Annotated in this window: 12 protein-coding genes and 1 pseudogene; 11 read left to right on the top strand and 2 right to left on the bottom strand. The window is 41.9% G+C overall.

Annotated features, from left to right (window positions below):
- Positions 1-3,001, top strand: a 3,001-nt coding sequence (locus H6G83_RS29930; RefSeq protein WP_242044935.1) for a hybrid sensor histidine kinase/response regulator, incomplete at its 5' end; no start/stop codon positions are given.
- A 256-nt stretch (positions 3,002-3,257) separates the two neighbouring features.
- Here H6G83_RS29930 and rpaB read toward each other — a convergent pair.
- Entirely contained in the window at positions 3,258-3,992 is a 735-nt protein-coding gene (rpaB, locus tag H6G83_RS29925) for a response regulator transcription factor RpaB (protein WP_190478900.1), read from the bottom strand.
- A gap of 491 nt (positions 3,993-4,483) precedes the next feature.
- On the opposite strand from rpaB, the gene H6G83_RS29920 reads away from it, so the two are divergent.
- From H6G83_RS29920 to H6G83_RS29900, 5 genes and pseudogenes are all read left to right on the top strand, one after another.
- Complete coding sequence (locus H6G83_RS29920; RefSeq protein WP_190478895.1) at positions 4,484-5,680, top strand: acyl-CoA dehydrogenase family protein; 1,197 nt, start codon at positions 4,484-4,486, stop codon at positions 5,678-5,680.
- 682 nt (positions 5,681-6,362) lie between these two features.
- A complete protein-coding gene (locus tag H6G83_RS29915; RefSeq protein WP_190478893.1) occupies positions 6,363-6,611 on the top strand; it encodes a hypothetical protein in 249 nt (82 codons plus the stop codon).
- 186 nt (positions 6,612-6,797) lie between these two features.
- Positions 6,798-8,069: an LbetaH domain-containing protein gene (locus H6G83_RS29910; protein WP_190478890.1), complete on the top strand. Its 1,272-nt coding sequence runs from the start codon at positions 6,798-6,800 to the stop codon at positions 8,067-8,069.
- Positions 8,070-8,308: 239 nt separating this feature from the next.
- Positions 8,309-8,839 carry a hypothetical protein gene (locus H6G83_RS29905; RefSeq protein WP_190478888.1) on the top strand — a complete coding sequence of 177 codons (531 nt, stop codon included), beginning with the start codon at positions 8,309-8,311 and terminating at the stop codon, positions 8,837-8,839.
- 305 nt (positions 8,840-9,144) lie between these two features.
- A pseudogene (locus tag H6G83_RS29900) lies at positions 9,145-9,369 on the top strand (KGG domain-containing protein); the annotation flags it as partial.
- 729 nt (positions 9,370-10,098) lie between these two features.
- Here the strand turns inward: H6G83_RS29900 and H6G83_RS29895 are convergent.
- Complete coding sequence (locus tag H6G83_RS29895) at positions 10,099-10,497, bottom strand: DUF2141 domain-containing protein (RefSeq protein ID WP_242044933.1); 399 nt, start codon at positions 10,495-10,497, stop codon at positions 10,099-10,101.
- A gap of 162 nt (positions 10,498-10,659) precedes the next feature.
- Here H6G83_RS29895 and H6G83_RS29890 point away from each other — a divergent pair, with 162 nt between their 5' ends.
- The 5 genes from H6G83_RS29890 to H6G83_RS29870 all read left to right on the top strand — a co-directional run bounded on the left by H6G83_RS29890 (position 10,660) and on the right by H6G83_RS29870 (position 20,675).
- Positions 10,660-12,582 carry a heavy metal translocating P-type ATPase gene (locus tag H6G83_RS29890; RefSeq protein ID WP_190478898.1) on the top strand — a complete coding sequence of 641 codons (1,923 nt, stop codon included), beginning with the start codon at positions 10,660-10,662 and terminating at the stop codon, positions 12,580-12,582.
- A 1,569-nt stretch (positions 12,583-14,151) separates the two neighbouring features.
- Positions 14,152-15,384, top strand: coding sequence for a sedoheptulose 7-phosphate cyclase (locus H6G83_RS29885; protein WP_190478881.1), 1,233 nt, complete (start codon positions 14,152-14,154; stop codon positions 15,382-15,384).
- 207 nt (positions 15,385-15,591) lie between these two features.
- The gene (locus tag H6G83_RS29880) at positions 15,592-16,422 is read left to right on the top strand and encodes an O-methyltransferase (RefSeq protein ID WP_190478879.1); all 831 of its coding nucleotides are present in this window, start codon (positions 15,592-15,594) and stop codon (positions 16,420-16,422) included.
- A gap of 109 nt (positions 16,423-16,531) precedes the next feature.
- Entirely contained in the window at positions 16,532-17,908 is a 1,377-nt protein-coding gene (locus H6G83_RS29875; RefSeq protein WP_190478877.1) for an ATP-grasp domain-containing protein, read from the top strand.
- A 103-nt stretch (positions 17,909-18,011) separates the two neighbouring features.
- A complete protein-coding gene (locus tag H6G83_RS29870) occupies positions 18,012-20,675 on the top strand; it encodes a non-ribosomal peptide synthetase (protein WP_190478875.1) in 2,664 nt (887 codons plus the stop codon).
- Positions 20,676-20,916: the final 241 nt, after the last annotated feature.

The raw sequence follows: 20,916 nt of genomic DNA, 5'->3' as shown, positions 1-20,916 counted from the left end.
TTTTGACTCTACAGATGATTTAGGTATTCTAGAAACGCCTTCATCTGAGCAAAGCAGTGAAATTGATTTAGGTGCTGATTTACTAATCACAGATGCTGATGAATCAGAGTTAATTGGTGAACTGACAGATATCACTTTTGACTCTACAGATGATTTAGGTATTCTAGAAACGCCTTCATCTGAACAAAGCAGTGAACTTGAATTAGGTGATGATTTACTAATTACAGATGCTGATTCATCAGAGTTAATTGGTGAACTGACAGATATCAGTTTTGACTCTACAGATGATTTAGGTATTCTAGAAACGCCTTCATCTGAGCAAAGCAGTGAAATTGATTTAGGTGCTGATTTACTAATCACAGATGCTGATGAATCAGAGTTAATTGGTGAACTGACAGATATCACTTTTGAGTCTACAGATGATTTAGGTATTCTAGAAACGCCTTCATCTGAACAAAGCAGTGAACTTGAATTAGGTGATGATTTACTAATTACAGATGCTGATTCATCAGAGTTAACCCTAGATGAATCAATTACGGAAACTCATGGTTTAACAGATGTTGCTGTTGAGGATATATCTACCTCAGAATTTGATGAATTGGAGTTAATGATAACTGGCGATAGCCCAGAAGCTACCGATTCTGAAGCCGCAGACGCATTTGCAGATTTATCAGCGCTTTTAGGGGAAGCTGTCACACAGGATGAGGAGGAAAACGCACCCCCGGTAAGCGAAGATACTCATATTCAAGATGAATTTGCAGATTTAGAAGCATTGTTGGCAGTAGAATCTACACCCAGCAATGATAATGACGCTATAGCAACGGATGATTTTGCTGCGTTAGAAGCTTTGTTGGGTGGAGACAATACGGAAGCACCGCAGCAACCGCAACCTGTTGTAGCCAAAGTTACGCCAATTACTCCTATTACTCCTCCAGCGTCACCGGACTTAGGAGATGAATTTAGTGATTTGGAAAAACTGCTAGCGGAAGCAGACCAAACCATATCTCACTCATCGCCAATCAAACAAACTGTAGGCAAAACTGCACGTGGTTCAAATCGGCGGACTGCAAGATTTGAAGAAACGATGAAAGTGCCGGTGAAGCAGTTGGATGAAATGAGCAATTTGGTTGGTGAATTGGTGGTTAATCGCAACACCTTAGAACAGGATCAAGAACGGTTGCGACAATCATTAGATAACTTGCTGATTCAGGTGCAACAGCTATCAGATGTAGGCGCGAGGATGCAGGAGTTGTATGAGCGATCGCTATTAGAAGCTTCTTTGTTAGCCAGTCGCAAAACTAGGGAAGTTATCTACCATGAACCGGATACAAATAGCGATCGCAATTTGAGTCCACTCGAATTGGATCGTTTCACTCCCTTCCACACCCTGTCTCAAGAAATGATCGAACTCATCGTCAGGGTGCGGGAGTCAGCAAGCGACATCGATTTCGTCACCGAGGAAACTGAGCGAGTCGCCAGACAATTCCGCCAAGTTACCACCCAACTGCAAGAGGGACTGACACGCGCCCGCATGGTTCCATTTTCGCAGACAATTGACCGTTTGCGGCGGGGGGTACGCGACAATGCGATTAAGTTTGGTAAACAGGTAGAGTTAGTCATTGAAGGTGGGGATACCTTAATTGACAAGATGATTTTGGATCATCTCAATGACCCACTGACGCATATGTTGAATAATGCGATCGCCCACGGTATCGAAACCCCAGAAATTCGGCAAGCCGCCAACAAACCACCAGTGGGAACCATTACCATCCGCGCCTTTCACCAAGGAAACCAAACGGTAATTTCCGTGGGTGATGATGGTGCAGGAATTGATACCGAACGCATCAAAGCCAAAGCCGTGAAGTTGGGAATGATGACACCAGCACAGGCGCGAAGTATGTCCCGCATCGAAGTTTATGACTTGCTGTTCCAAGCAGGTTTTAGTACCAAAGACGAAGCCGATGAAATCGCCGGTCGAGGCGTAGGAATGGATGTGGTACGTTCCGAAATTAGCGAAATTCGCGGTGCGGTAAATACAGATTCTACCGTCGGCAAAGGAACTACCTTTACAATTCGTCTACCACTCACCTTGAGTATTTGTAAAGCGCTGTGCTGCGTCTCCGATAAAGCACGGATTGCTTTCCCAATGGATGGTGTAGAAGATACCTTAGATATACCAGCGAAAAACGTTCATCAAAGTCCCGATGGACAGTCCTTCATTTCCTGGCGCGATACAGTCTTACCATTCCGACCTTTGAAAGACTTGTTAACCTTCAATCGTCAACTCAGTCGGGGTAACGTCTACGGCGGAACCAGAGATGATGATATGATTTCCGTCGTGGTAGCGCGATCGGGTAGTACCTTAATCGCCCTGCAAATTGACCAAGTATTGAGTGAACAAGAAATTGTTATTAAACAATTTGAAGGCCCAGCACCTAAACCAATAGGTGTAGCAGGTGCTACAGTCTTGGGTGATGGTCGCATCATGCCCATTGCTGACGTACTGGAAATTATCGATATCTTCCAAGGACGGATGTCCAAACACAGTGGCGGCACACTTTGGCAACAAGCAACACCACCTGCTGCCGTGGAAACCCCGGCTGAGAAGATTGACCCAACTGTCCTCATTGTCGATGACTCAATCACAGTCCGAGAGTTGCTATCCCTCACCTTTAACAAAGCTGGGTATCGCGTTGAACAAGCCCGTGATGGTCAGGAAGCTTGGGACAAACTCCGCTCCGGTCTGCCTTGCGATATCGTCTTCTGCGATATAGAAATGCCCCGTTGCGACGGTCTGGAGTTACTGTCACGCATTCAGAAAGACTCCAACCTCAACCACTTACCCATAGCCATGCTTACCTCAAGAGGTGCGGATAAACACAGACAAATGGCAATACAACTCGGTGCTAGCGGTTACTTTACCAAGCCTTATCTAGAAGAGGCTTTATTAGAAGCCGCAGTGCGGATGTTGAAAGGAGAAAAACTAGTAGGTCACGCTTAACGGTTAACAAATAGGGTATGGAAGAATTTTCCATACCCTATTTGCAAGTAAACCAATATTGCAAATGCCGTGAAAAGTCAAGGACATTTATAGCAGGGGACAGGTGACAGGGGACAGGTGAGTCCAGTCCTGTAGGCGGGTTTCCCGCGCCCTGGGAACTGGCGAACCCGGAGGGTGATAGGCTCAAAAGCCGCTTGTCATAAAGATTTTATGATTCATCCTTGTCATAACCTATGTGGCTACTGCTATACTTCTCTCATAGCTCATGCTCTGATTCAGTAATGCGTTGAAAAAGATAGCCCGTCCCTCTAGCTGTCAAAATAAATTCTGGATTTTCAGGGTCGTTTTCTAACTTCGATCGCAACCTTGAGATATGCACATCTACCACACGAGTATCCGCGTGTTGTTCTGCACTGTAACCCCACACCTGTTGCAAAATCTCTCCACGAGAAAATGATTTTCCACTGTGGCTTACCAGTAACTCTAGCAAACTGTATTCTACACCTGTTAAACGAATCCGCTCGTTTCCTTTGTAGACTTGGCGCTTGTTTGTGTAAATTTTCAGATTGTCTATTTCAATTATCCCTGAACGGGGAATGCCTTCAGCACTAGTTTTACTCAAGCGCCGCCGCAGTATTGAACGAATCCTCGATTCTAACTCTTTCGGAGAAAAGGGTTTGGCAATATAATCATCAGCACCTAATTCCAGACCTGTAATTCTGTCGGCAACATCGGCTAAAGCTGTCAGCATGATAATCGGAACATCTGATTCTTTGCGTATTTCTTGACAAACACCGTAGCCGTCTAGCTTTGGCATCATCACATCTAAAACCACTAAATCAGGATCAGCTTTGCGAAAAGTAGTCAACGCTTCTTCGCCGTCACCAGCTGTAATCACATCGTAACCAATCATCGAAAGGCGCGTTTCTAAAATCCGGCGAATGCTTGCTTCGTCGTCTACCACCAAGATTTTTTCCATACGACTTTCCAATTTACTCGGCGCTCCTGGGAGATGAAAATTTTTACTCATACCTATCATGTCTGAGTCGGCGCATTTTGCCACTAGTGCTGCAATATTTCTTATCGCTCTTTCATTACTCTCGGTGGAAAGTAAAAAAATGTTAAGCGAATCAAAATATTATTCATTGCTGATAAATTTTGAATATTTTAAATTGTAAAGGTATAAAGCATACTTTTATCCACTTGTAAATTAACAGAAATATCATCTATCTCTTCTGTTAAATGGATTAAATAGTTAGGACTTACGTAAGTGTCATCATCAAACTAACTGTAGGGTGCGTCAACCACAATAATTTCGTACAGATTCAAGGATTTTCCACATCTGACGCACCCTACCCCAAGTGCCAGCGTCAGTCCTGATAGCGACTTAATTGAGAGACTTAATAAATAATAGTAAATTTTGCCACAGTCAGCTTTAATACCTCAGACGAAGTTAAGTATGTAAATCAACTAAGGATAAATATGATTGACTTTAGCCTGACTCAAGAACAGCAGATTTTGCAGAACCAAGCTCGTGACTTTGCTCAAAATGAAATTGCGCCTATTGTTCGCATCATCGAAGAGTCTAACAATCCTGAAATCGAACCTTGGGAATTTTGTAAATCTCTTTTCTATAAAGGTTCAGGTTTGGGATTCACATCCTTGATGCTACCAAAAGAGTTAGGGGGTAGGGGGCGTAAGTGCATAGATTTGGCTATAGTTCTGGAAGAGATAGGGGCTGTTGATGCCAGTATTGCTTGTAGTTATTTCAATCTCAACGCTGCTATGTCGCTGTTTGTGACTAGGGTAGCAACCCAGGAACAACAAAAACGTATACTATCGTTTGTGAATTCTGAAACACCCCATCTGTTTAGCGCCGCAGAAAGTGAACCTAATGTCGCTACTTCTGATTTGTTCTGCCCAATTCCCGACTCCAATATCGGCATAAAAACTTCTGCTGTCCGCAATGGTGATGTATACATTCTTAATGGCACAAAGTCTTCGTTAGTTACAAATGGAGGAATTGCCGATGCCTACTTTATCATTGCTCGGACTGCGATCGCTAAACCATTGCATGAAAGTTTGTCTATCTTCTACGTCGAGGCTGATAGACCAGGAATTAAGTTTGGCAAAAAGGCTCAAATGATTGGTTGGAAAGCTTCTCATCATGGGGAAATTTGTCTAGATAACGTCGCCGTTCCCGTAGAAAATCTCATTGGACAAGAGGGGGAAGCAGCAAAATTATTGATGTTACTTCCAGAAGTAGCTATTGGACTGGCTGCTTCTTATGTGGGTTTGGCTCGTGCTGCTTATGAGTATGCGTTGAATTATGCCAAGCACAGAATTAGTTGGGGTCGTCCGATTATTGAACATCAAGCAGTGGCGCTAAAACTAGCGGATATGATGATTAACACCCAAGCTGCAAGGCTTATAGTTTGGGATGCAGCAAGCACAGCAGAAACTTCTCCCCAACTTGCAGCTACTGTAAAAGCACCAGCAGCTAAGACTTTTGCTGTCGATGTGGCCATCAAAAACGCACAAACAGCCGTGGAAATTCTTGGGGGCTATGGGGTGACTAAGGAATCTTTGGCTGGCAAGTTTCTGGCTGATGCAACTATCGGATATTCTTGTGATTTTACCAGAGAAGTGTTGCGCCTGGGTATTGTCAACTTTTTATAGGTGTCAGTAAATTCTGGATATCAAGTCATTTATTATACGTTAATAGCGACTTGTTTATGAATGCGATCGCTCGCTTTTGCTGATCTGACAAAATCATGTTGCGCCTTTGGTTGGTTTTAACTTTCCTCTTTGCCGCTAATAAAATTACCGCAAGAACCAAAATAATTTAGTCATAGATATTTTAATATGCAAATTCCATCCACCATATATTCACACAAGGGATACTTACAAAACATCATGTCAGTTACTACCTTTGCCAGATAAATGAGCGCATAAACAGTTATAAAACTATTAATATAAAGGGCTGTAAGCCTTTTATATTAATAGTTTTTTTCTGTCGTACCTATGTCTAGTATCTTCTTGTAGAAGATATTTTCATACCAGTAAAATTCAAAATCCATCTTCAGGCAGATATTTTTTGTAGCCAATACTTATGTAATTTAACAAGTTTTCAACGATATGTTGAAACGCATTTTTATTATAAATATAAATTTTATTAATATCAAAATATCTAGCTTAAATTACTAAATAATATTAAAATACTCTAACAGTGAGATGCTAATCGCTGCTTGTAATAATTGTGAGTCATTAGCTTAGGTAAATTGAAAAGTTTCTACTTTTCCTTACCTTTTCGGTTTACCCTGTCAAACAAATTTGGCAAACTATCAGGTATCAAATAATAATGTTAAAACGTCGCACAATACTAGCCGGTTTAGCTGCGCTTGGCTTTACTTTGGCTGTCAGTACACAAGTTTATGGAACAACGGCTACTGGGCCGGATGCTTGGGAGACTGTATATAATAATGCAGTTGCCTCCGCAACAACGACAATTCCACAAATATCACTTCTTGGTATTGTTACTGGTCTGATAGATGACTTGGTCACATTTCTCAATGTTTATAACTTGTTGAACGGATTTTGGGGCGGTTAATTCTCTATCTTATAAGCAAGTAGGAAAGAGTTGAAAAGGGGAATTATGGCAATATGATTTTTTGCTAATTCCTGCGATTGGCCTGGCGTTTCGCTCACCGTAGAGACGCTGAATAGTATCTCTTCCTCGTTAACACAAATTATTCTGCAAATAAATACTCCATAGCTCGTGAGGAGCCTTATTTCAATGTTCAAACCTCGCACAATTTTTAGTGCCTTGACTGCAATTATCCTAGCGCTGGTAACAGTTATACAGGTAGATGCACAACCAGCCTTTGCTTCTTGTAATCCCACGACGTTGAATTTACCTGTATGTCCGAGTACAGCAGCCTCAACGTCAGCTAGTTTTCTTGATCCAACTGCGATAATCACCAATCCCACAAATATTACCTTGGGGGAAAAAGTCTACGTCGGCCCATTTGCTAGGTTAAATGCTACCAATGGCCCTATTTCCATCGGCGATGATTCCAACGCCCAAGACCAAGTGAGCATTACAGCTTCAGGAGCAGGAGCAACTATTGGTAAGCGAGTAATTCTGGCACACTTGGCCACTGTCAAAGGTGCAGCCACAATCGGTGTTAGTGGCTCAACCGGGCCTTTCACTGACTCCGGTACTGGTACTTCCTTTAGTAACACTCAGCCAGAGACATTCATCGCCTTCAACGCAGAAATAGACGGTGCAACCATACAATACAACACTGTAGTCAATTTTCACTCGCGGGTTGGCCCTGGTGTGACCTTACCTTCTGGTAAAGTTGTCCTCCCAGGGAAAAATGTGACTACTAACGCACAAGCTACTGATAACAGTTTGGGGAAGGTAGCTAACCTGACACAAGCCGACGTTGCATTGCAGGAAGGTGTCATTGAAGTCAATGAGGCATTTGCCAAAGGTTATACAGAATTAGCCCAAGCTAGCTTGTCAAACGTAACAGGGATAAATCTAGCTCCAGTCACCGCTTTTAACCCTGGTGGTTTGCCAACCATAGGTGGGGTTGTCACTCAAGATCCAAACTACCGTAACCGCATCATCGGCAATGTGGTTCTGCAAGATTCTCTTGCCGCTTTAGACTACAAACTAGGTAATAGAATTGCCATTCGTGCTGATGAGGGTCAACCTTTTAACATTGGCACACTTGTTGGTCTAGCAAACGATGTTGTCTTTCATGCTTTAGAGACAACTAGTTTGACTGTTGGTAATGGGAATGGTTATGGGCCTCGTGTTCTAGTTCATGGGGGTAGGCAGGTTGTGAATGGTGCTGCTACTGGCCCGGAAACTAGCGTTGGTGATAACGTAGGTTTAGCACCTAACGCTGTGATATTCCGTGCAGTCATCGGCAACAAATCAGCCGTGGGAGAAAAAAGCGCGGTCTTCAATTCCACACTACCTGCGAGAACGTATATCCGTTCGAAAACTATCTATGCCGATAACGGCAGCTTGATTTCACGGGTGGAGTGGTAAGACTAATTGGCAATTTACAATTAATCAGGACTTACGCAACTGGCACAATTGTAGGGTGCGTCAGATGTGGAAAATCCTTGAATCTGTACGAAATTATTGGGGCTGACGCACCCTACAGTTAGTTTGATTATGACATTTGCGTAAGTCCTATTAATGAAGCTTAGATGTAGCAAGATTTTCCTTTGCTGCATCTGTTGCCTAATTTTGGAGAATGGGTTTAAGCAATTTTTTGCATGACTATGAATTTGAAAATCCTACGGGTTGCGGCATTACGAGGACTAAGATTGATTGTGCTGCTAAGTTTGATATTCGGACTGATGCTAGGTATTGATGTCGGTTCATCCATAGCTGCACAGCAGCCCCAAGTTGTACAGCCTCCAGTCACTGGACTTGTTTCTACTTTGTCGGATGAGGTTAAGGAATCAACAACAGATTTAATTAGCTGGTCAACCTACTGGCAACTTTGCTGGGATGCTTATCCAGGGGCTAAAGAATACGAATTGCAAAAGGTGCTGGTGGAGGGTAAGTCGCCAAAGTTACAACGTCAAAGCGATCGCTGTTTTCGTCTCCAAGCTGCATCCAACGAAAACAAAAAATCACAAGGTTTACTCAACCGTGATTTAATTCTGTTGGTACATAAAACTCAGCTTGCTTATCGAGTCCGAGCCGTCCTAGATGATAACCGCGTCAGTGAATGGTCTCCACCAATGGCAGTTGGTGCAACTACTGAGTCTGAATTGAATGGCACTCCCATCAGTGTCAATCCTTGATAGTCACGACTTACGCACAAGTTTGAATATAAGGATATAGGGGTGTAGGGGTTTTGAACATCTACACTCTTATAGGTTTATGCCTTTCCAAACTCGTGACTTTTCGTTTTCATGAACCTGAAATAGCACCTCAACACCCCTCTGAAGTTAAGGCTTGATTATTAATATTTATACCTAAAGAATAATGAATATCAACGGTTAATCTAGCTAACTTAGATACATTAATGGTTCTGAATGTCAATCACTTTAAAGCTGTGACTGTTCTAACAATTAAACAGCTTTAATAAAGTACAAGGAGTCATACTATGTCAGATACTAGCAACCGTGGTTTTGCCTCTATGGATGAGGACAAGCAACGCGAAATCGCCAGCCAAGGTGGCAAAGCTGCTCATGAAAAAGGTACTGCCCATGAGTTCACTTCTGAAGAAGCTCGTGAAGCTGGACATAAGGGTGGCAAAGCTGCTCATGAAAAAGGTACTGCTCATGAGTTCACTTCTGAAGAAGCTCGTGAAGCTGGTCGCAAGGGCGGAAGCTCACAAGGTTAGTAGGGTGAAAAATTTAACGGTTTTCCTACTTGTATAATTGTCACCTGATTGCCTAAAAATTGCAACAATACCACAGAAAATAGCTGCTAAGATTTAGGTTTTTTCAATGTCTAAATCTTGTATCTATTCTAACTTTTCACGTTATGTGGAAAAGCCAACGTCAGACCTAACCCCCCAGCCCCCTTCCCTACGTTCGCGTAGCGTGCCAAAGGCAGGGAAGGGGGAGAAATCAAAGCCTCTCTCCTACAAGGAGAGAGGTCTTCTAGATGCCGTGAAAAGTCAGGTATCTATTACTATATAAAGCTGTTCTGGGTTTACTTAACTTGGAGCAGTTTTATATTATATGTTTGCTTGTGTTTTTGTTATTAACTTCTAGCGAATTCTTCTTTATTAGGACTTACGCAAGTGTCATAATCAAAGTAACTGTAGGGTGCGTCAGCCCCAATAATTTCGTACACATTTAAGGATTTTCCACATCTGACGCACCCTACCCCATGTGCCAATTGCTTAAGTCCTGTTTATATTGAGTATAAATTAGCCGAAAGATAATATGCCGATGCAATGCCCACCCTACAGATCAGAATTTTATATTTCTGAAATATCAAGTTCATCAATTAGAAACAATAACAGACTTTCCAGACAGTTACAACGAAAAAAATTTACAACTAATCATGAAAGTGGTTTTTCTTCCCTCCCCACTTTCAAGACAGAAAATTACAGTAAATAATTCAGCTTAATTTGAATAGTGCTTTCTCCCATAACTGAGATGGCTGTATCTTGAAAGCTGGGCGCACCTATGCCAATTCTGGGATTGCGCGAAAATCCAAACCCTTCTTTGGGAATGCCCAAAATCCCTGTATTCAGCTTACCATCATTGTTGGCATCGTGGATTACCGCAACTGCGTAACGACCGGGAGCGAGTTGATCGAATGTCACGGAAACGGGTGCTTCTTTGGCTTCAACGCAACGATAAGCAACGGCGCGATCGCTCCGATGGGGAAAGCCTTGCTCATTGGAGAACAAACTCAAGCGTAAGCTGCCTTTTTGGTTCTTCAATCCCTTAATTTCCACAGTTAAACGACTATTTAAAGCCACATTTGCCGACGATGACATCATCTATCCTCCTACACACCCATATCAGCATTCTTTTTTCATTCTCTCCTTCGGATAGCACATTTTTCAACTTACTTCAGTGTTGTTAGGCAAAGTTGGGGATTGACCTTAACATCAATGTCAAGGTTTAAGGTAAAGGTATTGCTGACTGGGACAAATTCCATGCTTTACCCACAACGTTTTCATCAATTCACTCAAGAACACGCTGATACCATAGCCGCCCTGGTTTGTGGGGTGCTGTTATTTTTCGGCTGGTTCGCTTTGTCTTTGGGATGGTTGGGGTTGGCATTGCTGCTGTTACCTGCTGCTTATGTGATTGGTGGTTATGAAAGCGCCCGTGAGGGGTTAACGACGCTGATTAAGGAGAAGGAACTGGATGTAGATTTGTTGATGATTGTCGCCGCCCTTGGTGCTGCTGCTTTGGGTTTGTGGCGTAGGGAATACCATTTAATTATTGATGGGGCGATTTTAATTCTGATTTTTGCCATCAGTGGGGCGTTGGAAGGCTACGCTATGCGCCGCACGGAGAAGAATATCCGCAGTTTGATGAGCTTGACACCAGATACAGCCACAATTGTCAACCAAACTGGAGAAAAAAATATTCCCATCAGCCAGTTGCAAGTGGGGGATGAGATTGTGGTTAAGCCGGGTGAGCTAATCCCCACCGATGGTATTATTGTCTCTGGTTACAGCACTATTAATCAAGCGGCAATTACAGGTGAGTCTCTACCTGTGGAAAAGACGGTAGGGGAAGAGGTATTTGCAGGGACAATCAATGGTTATGGAGCGCTGAGGTTGAAGGTACATAAACCAGCCGCCAGTAGTTTGATTCAACGGGTAATTCGTTTGGTGGAACAAGCACAAACCGAAGCGCCGCCTTCTCAAGAGTTTATCGAGGGTTTTGAGAAGGGATATGCAAAGGTGATTGTCATTGCTGGGGTGTTATTGGCGACTTTACCGCCGTTGATTTGGGTTTGGGACTGGGAAACAACTATTTACCGTGCTTTGACTTTTTTGGTGGTGGCTTCTCCCTGTGCGCTGATGGCGGCGATTATGCCGACTTTATTATCGGGGATTGCCAATGGTGCAAGACAGGGGATTTTGTTTAAGAATGGCGCACAGTTGGAGAAGATTGGTAAAGTCCGGGCGATCGCTTTCGATAAAACTGGTACTCTCACCACAGGACAAGTGCAGGTTTCTCAAGTGATTGCCACTAGTAATTATACAGAAGATGATGTGTTAAAAGTAGCAGCAGCCTTAGAGTCATCTTCAGAACATCCCATTGCTCAAGCTATCGTTCAGGCGGCTAAGGACTTAGACTGGGTACGGGCTGTTGAGGTACAAGCGATACCAGGACAGGGTATTGTCGGGACTGCGAATAATCAACAAATAATTGTTGGGAAGGCAGCTTTTGTTCAGCAGTATACGAATAAGTTACCACAGGAGTTGGTAGAAGCAGCGCCATCACTGGAACATCAGGGGAAAACAGTTGTTTGGGTGGCGCAAGCAGGAAGTAAGGAGGAGTATAACGTCATTGGGATAATTGCGATCGCAGATATGATCAGACCAGAGGCTCCTGCAACTATTGCTCGCTTGCGGAAGTTGGGATTAGAACAAATTGTGATGATTACGGGAGATAATCAACGCACCGCCGAGAGTGTGGCGCAAGCGGTGGGAATTGATCAGGTATTTGCCTCACTTTTACCGGAAGATAAGTTAGATGTAATTCGCCAGTTGCAAGCAAAGTATCACACAGTGGCGATGGTGGGGGATGGAATTAATGATGCACCAGCCCTAGCACAAGCATCGGTAGGTATTGCGATGGGTGTGGCTGGTAGTGATGTGGCTTTGGAAACCGCAGATATAGTATTGATGGCGGATAGGTTAGAGAAAATTGATGTGGCGATGAAATTGGGCAGGCGATCGCAAGCGATCGTCAAGCAAAATATAGTTATAGCCTTGGGGTTTATTGGTCTATTGTTAATTGGCAATTTCCTGGGAAATATTAACCTACCCATCGGCGTAATTGGTCATGAGGGTTCGACTGTATTAGTTACCTTGAGTGGTTTACGATTGCTGAAGTAGGCTGGGTGTAAGGGTGTAAGGGTGAATGGCACGCTTGTTAACGTGAAACTCTCGCTGTGACCGGGTGTAGGGGTGTAGGGGTGTAGGGGTGTAGGGGTTAGAAGAAAAACAGTATTTATTAGGCATTTTGATTTAATTATTAATTCTTTCCCTTACACCCTTACACCCTTACACCCCAAAAGCCTTGTACTTTAAAGATTTACGCTTATCTTAGTGCCATTCGGGTGTAAGGGTATTAAAACAAAAATATTCACCCCTATACCCAAAATGTAGGGTGCGTACCCTACCCACTCTCATTACCAATTACCAACATATGATAATTGTTTAACCTGAGTTCGACGACTGAAAAACCCCACTTCCATTCCTCTCCCCTAAAAGGAAAGAGGCTTTTAAAGCCTAATTTATCGTTGATATCTCATCCTCACCCCTAGCCCCTCTCCTCGTAGGAGAGGGGTTGGGGGTGAGGTCAAAACCCCACTGGTCGAACTCACATTTGTTTCAGCAAAAATATTATATTTACTTTGTCAATGAGTAATTTTACTTAAAAAAATATCAGAATCATAGAAAATTTCTATACTTACCTTTGGACTAATGAAATGTATCTTTTGGCTAAGTGCAATGTTTTACAAACAGTGTTACATTGAGAAATGTAAAGTAAAATTAAGCTATCAAGGCAGTAAAAATAACTGCTGTAGGTTTATTTTTGCTATATTATTCAGCAAATCCCCTATTTACAAGGAATTTGTTGAATTTTCCTCAAGGAACAATAAGAGTGATATTATGAAACTTTGTTGCTTAAGTTTATAGAACTTTAAGGAGTAGCAACTGTTCATGATATTTTTGCCGCATTCATCAGAGGAAATGTTTTCCTAAATTTGAACCTCTACCTTTGCGTGGGTGATTAACGGCTGCTCTCTTAGCACAAGTCTATTTTTTATTAAAAAATAGAGTCTAATTTGTGCTGAAAATTTTGATAAATTCTGCTGATTTGACAGCAATTAAATTTTTTTACTATTGATTTAGTAATGAAATTTAATTGTTGGGTTTTGTGATGCCATAAATCTTAGGTTCTTTAACTAAGGATTATGAATAGTTTAAGGAGGAAATTTGAGAAAAATTGGGAAAAAATATGTGCAAATTTGACAAATAATGATATGTTTGAAAATGTTAAGCAAATATTAAGCAACTTCAGCTAGTAAAACTATTGGCGCTAGTTGTGTTTAATTTTTGCCTGCGATTATTCCGTCACTCATTTAACACACCTAGAACTATCAGTCCGCACCCGGAAATATTTTTCCCTCTGCAAAAGCTGTGTTTCTGAGGTTTAACCAAAACTCACAAATCCTTTGTATGCCTAGAATACAAGCGCAATAATAATTTTTTTGGCGCGGTGATTCGGCATGATTAAGTTTTGGTAATTATATCGATGTTGCTGTGTGATAACTCTTTTTTCATCAAGAAATTAGAGACATTCTTGCTGCAAATAAATTCTTAGCTAGAAGTTGAATTTGATTTGCCACTTCTAGCCCAACCTGACGTTCATGTATCGCACTGAAGAGATAAAAGATTATGAGTATCGTCCAAACCAAGTTTGAAGCTAAAGAATCATCTTTTCATGTAGAAGGTTATGAAAAGATTGAGTATGATTTGGTGTACGTAGATGGGATTTTTGAAATCAGAAATTCCGAATTAGCGGACGTATATAAAAGTTTTGGACGATGCTTGGCGATTGTTGATGCTAACGTCAGTCAGTTATATGGTAAGCAAATTCAGCAATATTTCCAGTATTACGGGATTGAACTGAGGCTATTTCCTATTACCATTACCGAAACAGACAAGACTATTCAAACTTTCGAGAAAGTTATAGATGTCTTCGCAGATTTCAAATTAGTCCGCAAAGAACCTGTATTAGTAGTGGGTGGCGGTTTAATTACGGATGTTGTCGGTTTTGCTTGCTCTGCATACCGTCGCAGCAGCAATTACATCCGTATTCCTACCACCTTAATTGGATTAATTGATGCTAGCGTGGCTATTAAAGTAGCAGTTAATCATCGCAAGCTGAAAAACCGTTTGGGTGCTTATCATGCTTCTCGCAAAGTATTCTTAGACTTTTCCTTGCTACGTACTCTACCCACAGACCAAGTACGTAACGGGATGGCGGAATTGGTAAAAATCGCTGTAGTTGGTCATCAAGAAGTGTTTGAATTGTTGGAGGAGTATGGCGAAGAGTTGCTACGGACTCATTTTGGCAATATAGATGCAGATCCAGAGATTAAAGAAATAGCTCATCGTTTGACCTACAAAGCAATTCAAAAGATGCTGGAGTTTGAAGTTACCAACTTGCACGAGTTAGACCTTGATAGGGTAATTGCTTACGGTCACACTTGGAGTCCTACATTGGAACTTGCGCCGCGTGTACCCATGTTCCACGGACACGCTGTGAATGTGGATATGGCTTTATCGGCAACGATCGCCGCCCGCAGAGGTTACATTACAATAGCAGAACGCGATCGCATTTTAGGATTGATGAGTCGCGTTGGTCTATCCCTCGACCATCCCATGTTAGATGAAGAACTATTGTGGCGTGCTACTGAATCTATCACATTAACTCGTGATGGTTTACTAAGAGCCGCCATGCCAAGACCTATCGGTAGTTGTTTCTTCGTCAATGACCTAAGCAGAGAAGAATTAGCCGCAGCATTAGTTGACCATAAAGAACTTTGTACCAGTTATCCCCGTGGTGGTGAAGGTGTAGACGTGTATCCCCTTTATGAGAAAGAGTTGATAGGAAGTCTCAGTTAACAGTTATCAGTGAACAGTTAACAGTTATCAGTTAACAGTTATCAGTTATCAGTGAACAGTTATCAGTGAACAGTGGAAATAACCTGACAACTGACAACTAACAACTGATAACTAACAACTGATAACTAACAACTGATAACTAACAACTGATAACTAACAACTGATAACTAACAACTGACAACTAACAACTGATAACTGATAACTGATATGACCAACGTAATTGTCCCGACAGCAAGACCTGTCACACCATTGGGGATTTTAGCTAAAAAGCTAGAGGCTATAGTTAAAGAGGTTAACCAACGTGCAGATTTACCTGCACAATTGGTAGCAGAAATTAATCATGCTTGGCGTTTAGCCGCAGGTTTAGACCCTTATTTAGAAGAATGTACCACAGCAGAATCGGCTGAACTGGCGGCGTTGGCGAAAACAACAGCCACAGAAACCTGGGATGCACATTTTAGCGGGGGGACGACTGTCCGTCCTCTGGAACAGGAAATGCTTTCTGGTCATATCGAAGGACAAACTTTAAAGATGTTTGTTCACATGACCAAGGCTAAAAGAGTGTTGGAAATTGGGATGTTTACTGGCTATTCGGCGCTGGCGATGGCGGAAGCATTACCAGAGGATGGGGTTTTGGTGGCTTGTGAGGTTGATCCCTATGCGGCGGAAATTGGACAAAAGGCTTTCCAGCAATCACCCCACGGTGCAAAGATTCGTGTAGAATTGGGTGGAGCTTTGGAAACTCTTGATAGGTTGGCGCAAGCGGGGGAATCTTTTGACTTAGTGTTTATCGACGCAGATAAAAAAGAGTATGTAGCTTATTTTCATAAGTTGCTAGATAGCGGTTTGTTAGCTGCGGGTGGGTTTATTTGTGTGGATAATACCTTATTGCAAGGGGAAGTTTATTTATCTGCTGGTGAACGCAGTGTGAATGGTGAAGCGATCGCTCAATTTAATCGTACCGTAGCCAATGACCCCCGTGTGGAACAAGTATTATTGCCGTTAAGAGATGGGTTGACAATAATTCGTAATTCGTAATTCGTAATTGTTCAGACTCCAGAACTTTTATAGAGTCTGATTTCCTTAATTTTGTTCGCCTTTGGCGTTCCCGAAGGGTATTTTGAATTTTGAATTTTGAATTGATATCATGGCACAATCCCTTTCTCTTTCCTCCTCACCTGCTACACCTTCTATTCCTTGGCAGACAAGAATAGCGGTTATTTTTCAAAATATCGGTACTTTGACTTTGCTATTGTTAGCATTGCCAATTAATGCCACTATAGTTTTTATATCCTGGCTCATCTTTCGACCGCAAAAAGTTAAAGCGGCGCATCCACAAAACATTCTTATCAGTGGTGGGAAAATGACCAAGGCTTTACAATTAGCTAGGTCATTTCACGCGGCTGGACACAGAGTTATCTTGTTGGAAACTCATAAATATTGGTTGACTGGTCATCGTTTTTCTACGTCGGTAGATAAGTTTTATACAGTTCCTGCACCCCAGGAAAATCCCCAAGCTTATATTCAGGCTTTGGTAGATATTGTCAAACGAGAAAATATAGACGTTTACGTTCCTGTAACAAGTCCGGTAGGTAGCTATTATGACTCCTTAGCTAAACCGGAATTATCGCGTTATTGCGAAGTGTTTCACTTTGACGCAGATGTTACCCAAATGTTGGATGATAAATTTGCGTTGGTAGAGAAGGCGCGATCGCTCGGTTTATCAGTACCCAAATCCTTTAAAATCACCTCGCCAGAACAAGTTATCAACTTCGATTTTTCCGGCGAGTCTCACAAATACATCCTCAAAAGCATACCCTACGACTCAGTGCGGCGGTTGGACTTAACTAAACTCCCCTGCGCTACCCCAGAGGAAACAGCAGCTTTCGTGAGAAGTTTGCCAATTAGTCCAGAAAAACCCTGGATTATGCAGGAATTTATTCCCGGTAAAGAATTTTGCACCCACAGCACAGTCCGGGATGGGGAATTAAGGCTACATTGCTGTTGTGAATCTTCAGCGTTTCAAGTCAACTATGAGAATGTAGACAACCCGCAAATTCGGGAATGGGTAAAGCGTTTTGTCAAAGAACTCAAGCTGACAGGACAAATTTCCTTTGACTTCATCCAAGCAGAGGACGGGACAGTTTACGCCATTGAGTGTAACCCGCGCACCCACTCAGCGATTACTACATTTTACGACCATCCCCAGGTAGCAGAGGCATATCTGAGTCAGGAAGCGACGACGGAAACCTTACAGCCATTGGTGACAAGTCAGCCTACTTATTGGACTTATCACGAAGTTTGGCGTTTGACGGGGATTCGTTCTTTTGGTCAGTTGGGGAGATGGTTGAGGAATATATGGCGGGGGACAGATGCGATTTACCACCCTCATGATCCTCTACCTTTTTTGATGGTACATCATTGGCAAATTCCGCTACTGCTGTTGAATAATTTGCGTCGGTTGAAGGGTTGGACGCGGATAGATTTCAACATCGGTAAGCTAGTGGAATTAGGAGGAGATTAACCTTTAAACGCAGAGGTACGCAGAGGTACGCGGAGGTTTCCTCTTTGCGTTTTTGCGCCTTTGCGTGAGCTAATTCTTTATTTCTTAAGCAAAGTGAGAAGATATGCAGACTATAGATTTAAATATACATAAATTACTTGCAGAGTGGAACGCTACAGAGAGAGATTACGACCTTTCTCAAGGTTTACATGAGTTATTTGCAGCGCAGGTAGAGAAAACACCGGATGCGATCGCTATCACTTTCGCACAACAACAACTGACTTATCAACAGTTAAATCATAGAGCCAACCAACTAGGACATTATCTACAAACACTAGGAGTTAAACCAGAAACACTGGTGGGTGTTTGTCTGGAACGTTCCCTAGAAATGGTGATATGTCTTTTAGGCATCCTCAAAGCTGGGGGAGCCTATGTACCCATTGACCCTGAATATCCCCAAGAACGTATAGCTTATATGCTAGAAGATTCTCAGGTAAAGGTACTATTAACGCAAGAAAAATTATTAAATCAAATTCCCCCATATCAAGCACAAACTATCTGTGTAGATGCAGAATGGGACAAAATTTCTACACAAGCAAATACTAATCCTAACAGCAATATTCAACCAGATAATTTAGCTTATGTAATTTACACATCTGGTTCCACAGGTAAACCAAAGGGTGCGATGAACACCCACAAAGGTATATGTAACCGCCTGTTGTGGATGCAGGAAGCTTATCAATTAAATTTTACCGATAGAGTCTTACAAAAAACACCCTTTAGCTTTGATGTTTCCGTTTGGGAATTTTTCTGGACTTTAATTACTGGCGCAAGTTTGGTAATAGCTAAACCTGGTGGACATAAAGATAGTGATTACCTCATTGATTTAATTACTCAACAGCAAATCACCACCTTACATTTTGTCCCCTCAATGCTGCAAGCGTTTTTACAAAATCGCCATGTAGAAAAATGTACTTCCCTGAAAAGAGTTATTTGTAGTGGTGAAGCCTTACCTGTAGATTTACAAGATAGGTTTTTCCAACGTTTGCAATGCGAATTACATAATTTATATGGCCCTACAGAAGCAGCGATCGATGTTACTTTCTGGCAATGTCAAAAAAATAGTAACTTAAAAACTGTACCTATCGGTCGTCCCATTGCTAACACTCAGATTTATATTCTTGATGCCGATTTAAGACCAGTTTCTGTAGGTGACACTGGTGAAATTTATATTGGGGGTGTGGGTGTCGCTCGTGGTTATTTAAACAAAGAAGAATTAACTAAAGAAAAGTTTATCATTAATCCTTTTACCAATTCAAGCTCTCAGCGACTTTATAAAACAGGTGATTTAGCTCGTTATTTACCTGATGGTAACATTGAATATATTGGACGAGCCGATTTTCAAGTCAAAATTCGTGGTTATAGAATCGAAATCGGTGAGATTGAAAATGTTTTATTCTCTCATCCAGAGGTAAGAGAAGCTGTAGTAATTGCGCGTGATGATAATGCAGAAGAAAAGCAGCTTGTCGCTTACATTACCTATGATGAGTCAAAACCTACAATTAATAGCCTGCGTGATTTCCTAAAAACAAAGCTACCAGATTTTATGATTCCAGCCGCTTTTGTCATGCTGGAAAACCTACCTTTAACTCCTAGTGGGAAAGTAGACAGAAAAGCATTACCAAAACCAGATTTATCTAGCTTTGTGGAAACGGTTGCTTATGTCGCGCCTCGCAATGAGGTAGAAGCAAAGTTAGTACAAATTTGGTCGGATATTTTGCATTTACCGAAGATAGGTGTAAGAGAAAACTTCTTTGCGATTGGTGGTGATTCCCTAAAGGCGCTACATTTAACTGCTAAAATTGAGCAGGTGTTTGATAGAGAGATACCATTAGCGACAGTTTTAACAAATCCTGTAATTGAAGATTTAGCGAAAGTTATTCAAGCAAACGAGCAAATTCATAACACACCTTTAGTCCCAATTCAACCACAAGGCACACAACAACCTTTCTTCTGTGTACATCCTGCTGGTGGTCATGTTTTATGTTATTTTAAACTCGCTCATTATATAGGCAATGACCAACCATTTTACGGCTTACAAGCTCAAGGTTTTTATGGTGATGAAGAACCTTTGACGCGAGTTGAAGATATGGCTAGTCTCTACGTCAAAACTATCAGAGAATTTCAGCCTCAAGGGCCTTATCGTCTTGGTGGTTGGTCATTTGGTGGAGTTGTCGCTTATGAAGTTGCACAGCAGTTGCGTAGACAAGGACAAGAGGTGTCTTTGCTGGCGATATTAGATTCTTATGTCCCCATATTACTAGATAAACAAAAGCCAATTGATGATGTTTATTTGGTGGGTGTGCTTTCTAGAGTGTTTGGGGGAATGTTTGGTTTAGATAACTTAGTAACACCTGAAGAAATAGAAGATTTAGAGTTAGAAGAAAAAATCGATTACATTATTAATAAAGCGAGAAAAGCCGGGATATTTCCTCCAGGGGTAGAACGTCAAAATAATCGCCGCATTCTTGATGTTTTAGTTGGGACTCTCAAAGCAACTTATTCCTACACAAGAAAACCATACCCAGGAAAAGTTACTGTATTTAGAGCTAGAGAAAAACATATCATGGCTCCTGATCCGACTTTAGTTTGGGTAGAGTTATTTTCTGTGATGGCGGCTGAGGAAATTAACATTATTGATGTACCCGGACACCATTATTCGTTTGTATTAGAACCTCATGTACAGGTGTTAGCACAACGTTTAAAAGAATGCTTGATTAATTCGTAATTAATCTGCAACAGCCACTAGCTAGTGGCGTGGCAAGCCTAAACTTGTGCATTAGCGAAAAATCTATCATCTTGTTCATCTGCGTTCATCTGCGTTCATCTGCGTTCATCTGCGTTCAAATTTATCCAAACCTATTGCCACATTTTAGCCTTGCCAGTCCACTACTGGCGTGGCAAGCTTAAAATGTTGCATTATTCCTTTGTTGTAGGATGGGCATCTTGCCCGTCCGGTGCGGGCAAGA

It is taken from the genome of Anabaena azotica FACHB-119, from assembly GCF_014697625.1.
GTDB classification, from domain to species: Bacteria; Cyanobacteriota; Cyanobacteriia; order Cyanobacteriales; family Nostocaceae; genus Trichormus; species Trichormus azoticus_A.
This window is presented reverse-complemented; position numbering and strand designations above follow the sequence as displayed.

Coding starts and splice junctions, on each gene's coding strand:
- H6G83_RS29920 (WP_190478895.1), top strand. CDS start 4,484: ATGATTGACTTTAGCCTGACTCAAGAACAGCAGATTTTGCAGAACCAA.
- H6G83_RS29915 (WP_190478893.1), top strand. CDS start 6,363: ATGTTAAAACGTCGCACAATACTAGCCGGTTTAGCTGCGCTTGGCTTT.
- H6G83_RS29910 (WP_190478890.1), top strand. CDS start 6,798: ATGTTCAAACCTCGCACAATTTTTAGTGCCTTGACTGCAATTATCCTA.
- H6G83_RS29905 (WP_190478888.1), top strand. CDS start 8,309: ATGAATTTGAAAATCCTACGGGTTGCGGCATTACGAGGACTAAGATTG.
- H6G83_RS29895 (WP_242044933.1), bottom strand. CDS start 10,497: ATGTCATCGTCGGCAAATGTGGCTTTAAATAGTCGTTTAACTGTGGAA.
- H6G83_RS29890 (WP_190478898.1), top strand. CDS start 10,660: ATGCTTTACCCACAACGTTTTCATCAATTCACTCAAGAACACGCTGAT.
- H6G83_RS29885 (WP_190478881.1), top strand. CDS start 14,152: ATGAGTATCGTCCAAACCAAGTTTGAAGCTAAAGAATCATCTTTTCAT.
- H6G83_RS29880 (WP_190478879.1), top strand. CDS start 15,592: ATGACCAACGTAATTGTCCCGACAGCAAGACCTGTCACACCATTGGGG.
- H6G83_RS29875 (WP_190478877.1), top strand. CDS start 16,532: ATGGCACAATCCCTTTCTCTTTCCTCCTCACCTGCTACACCTTCTATT.
- H6G83_RS29870 (WP_190478875.1), top strand. CDS start 18,012: ATGCAGACTATAGATTTAAATATACATAAATTACTTGCAGAGTGGAAC.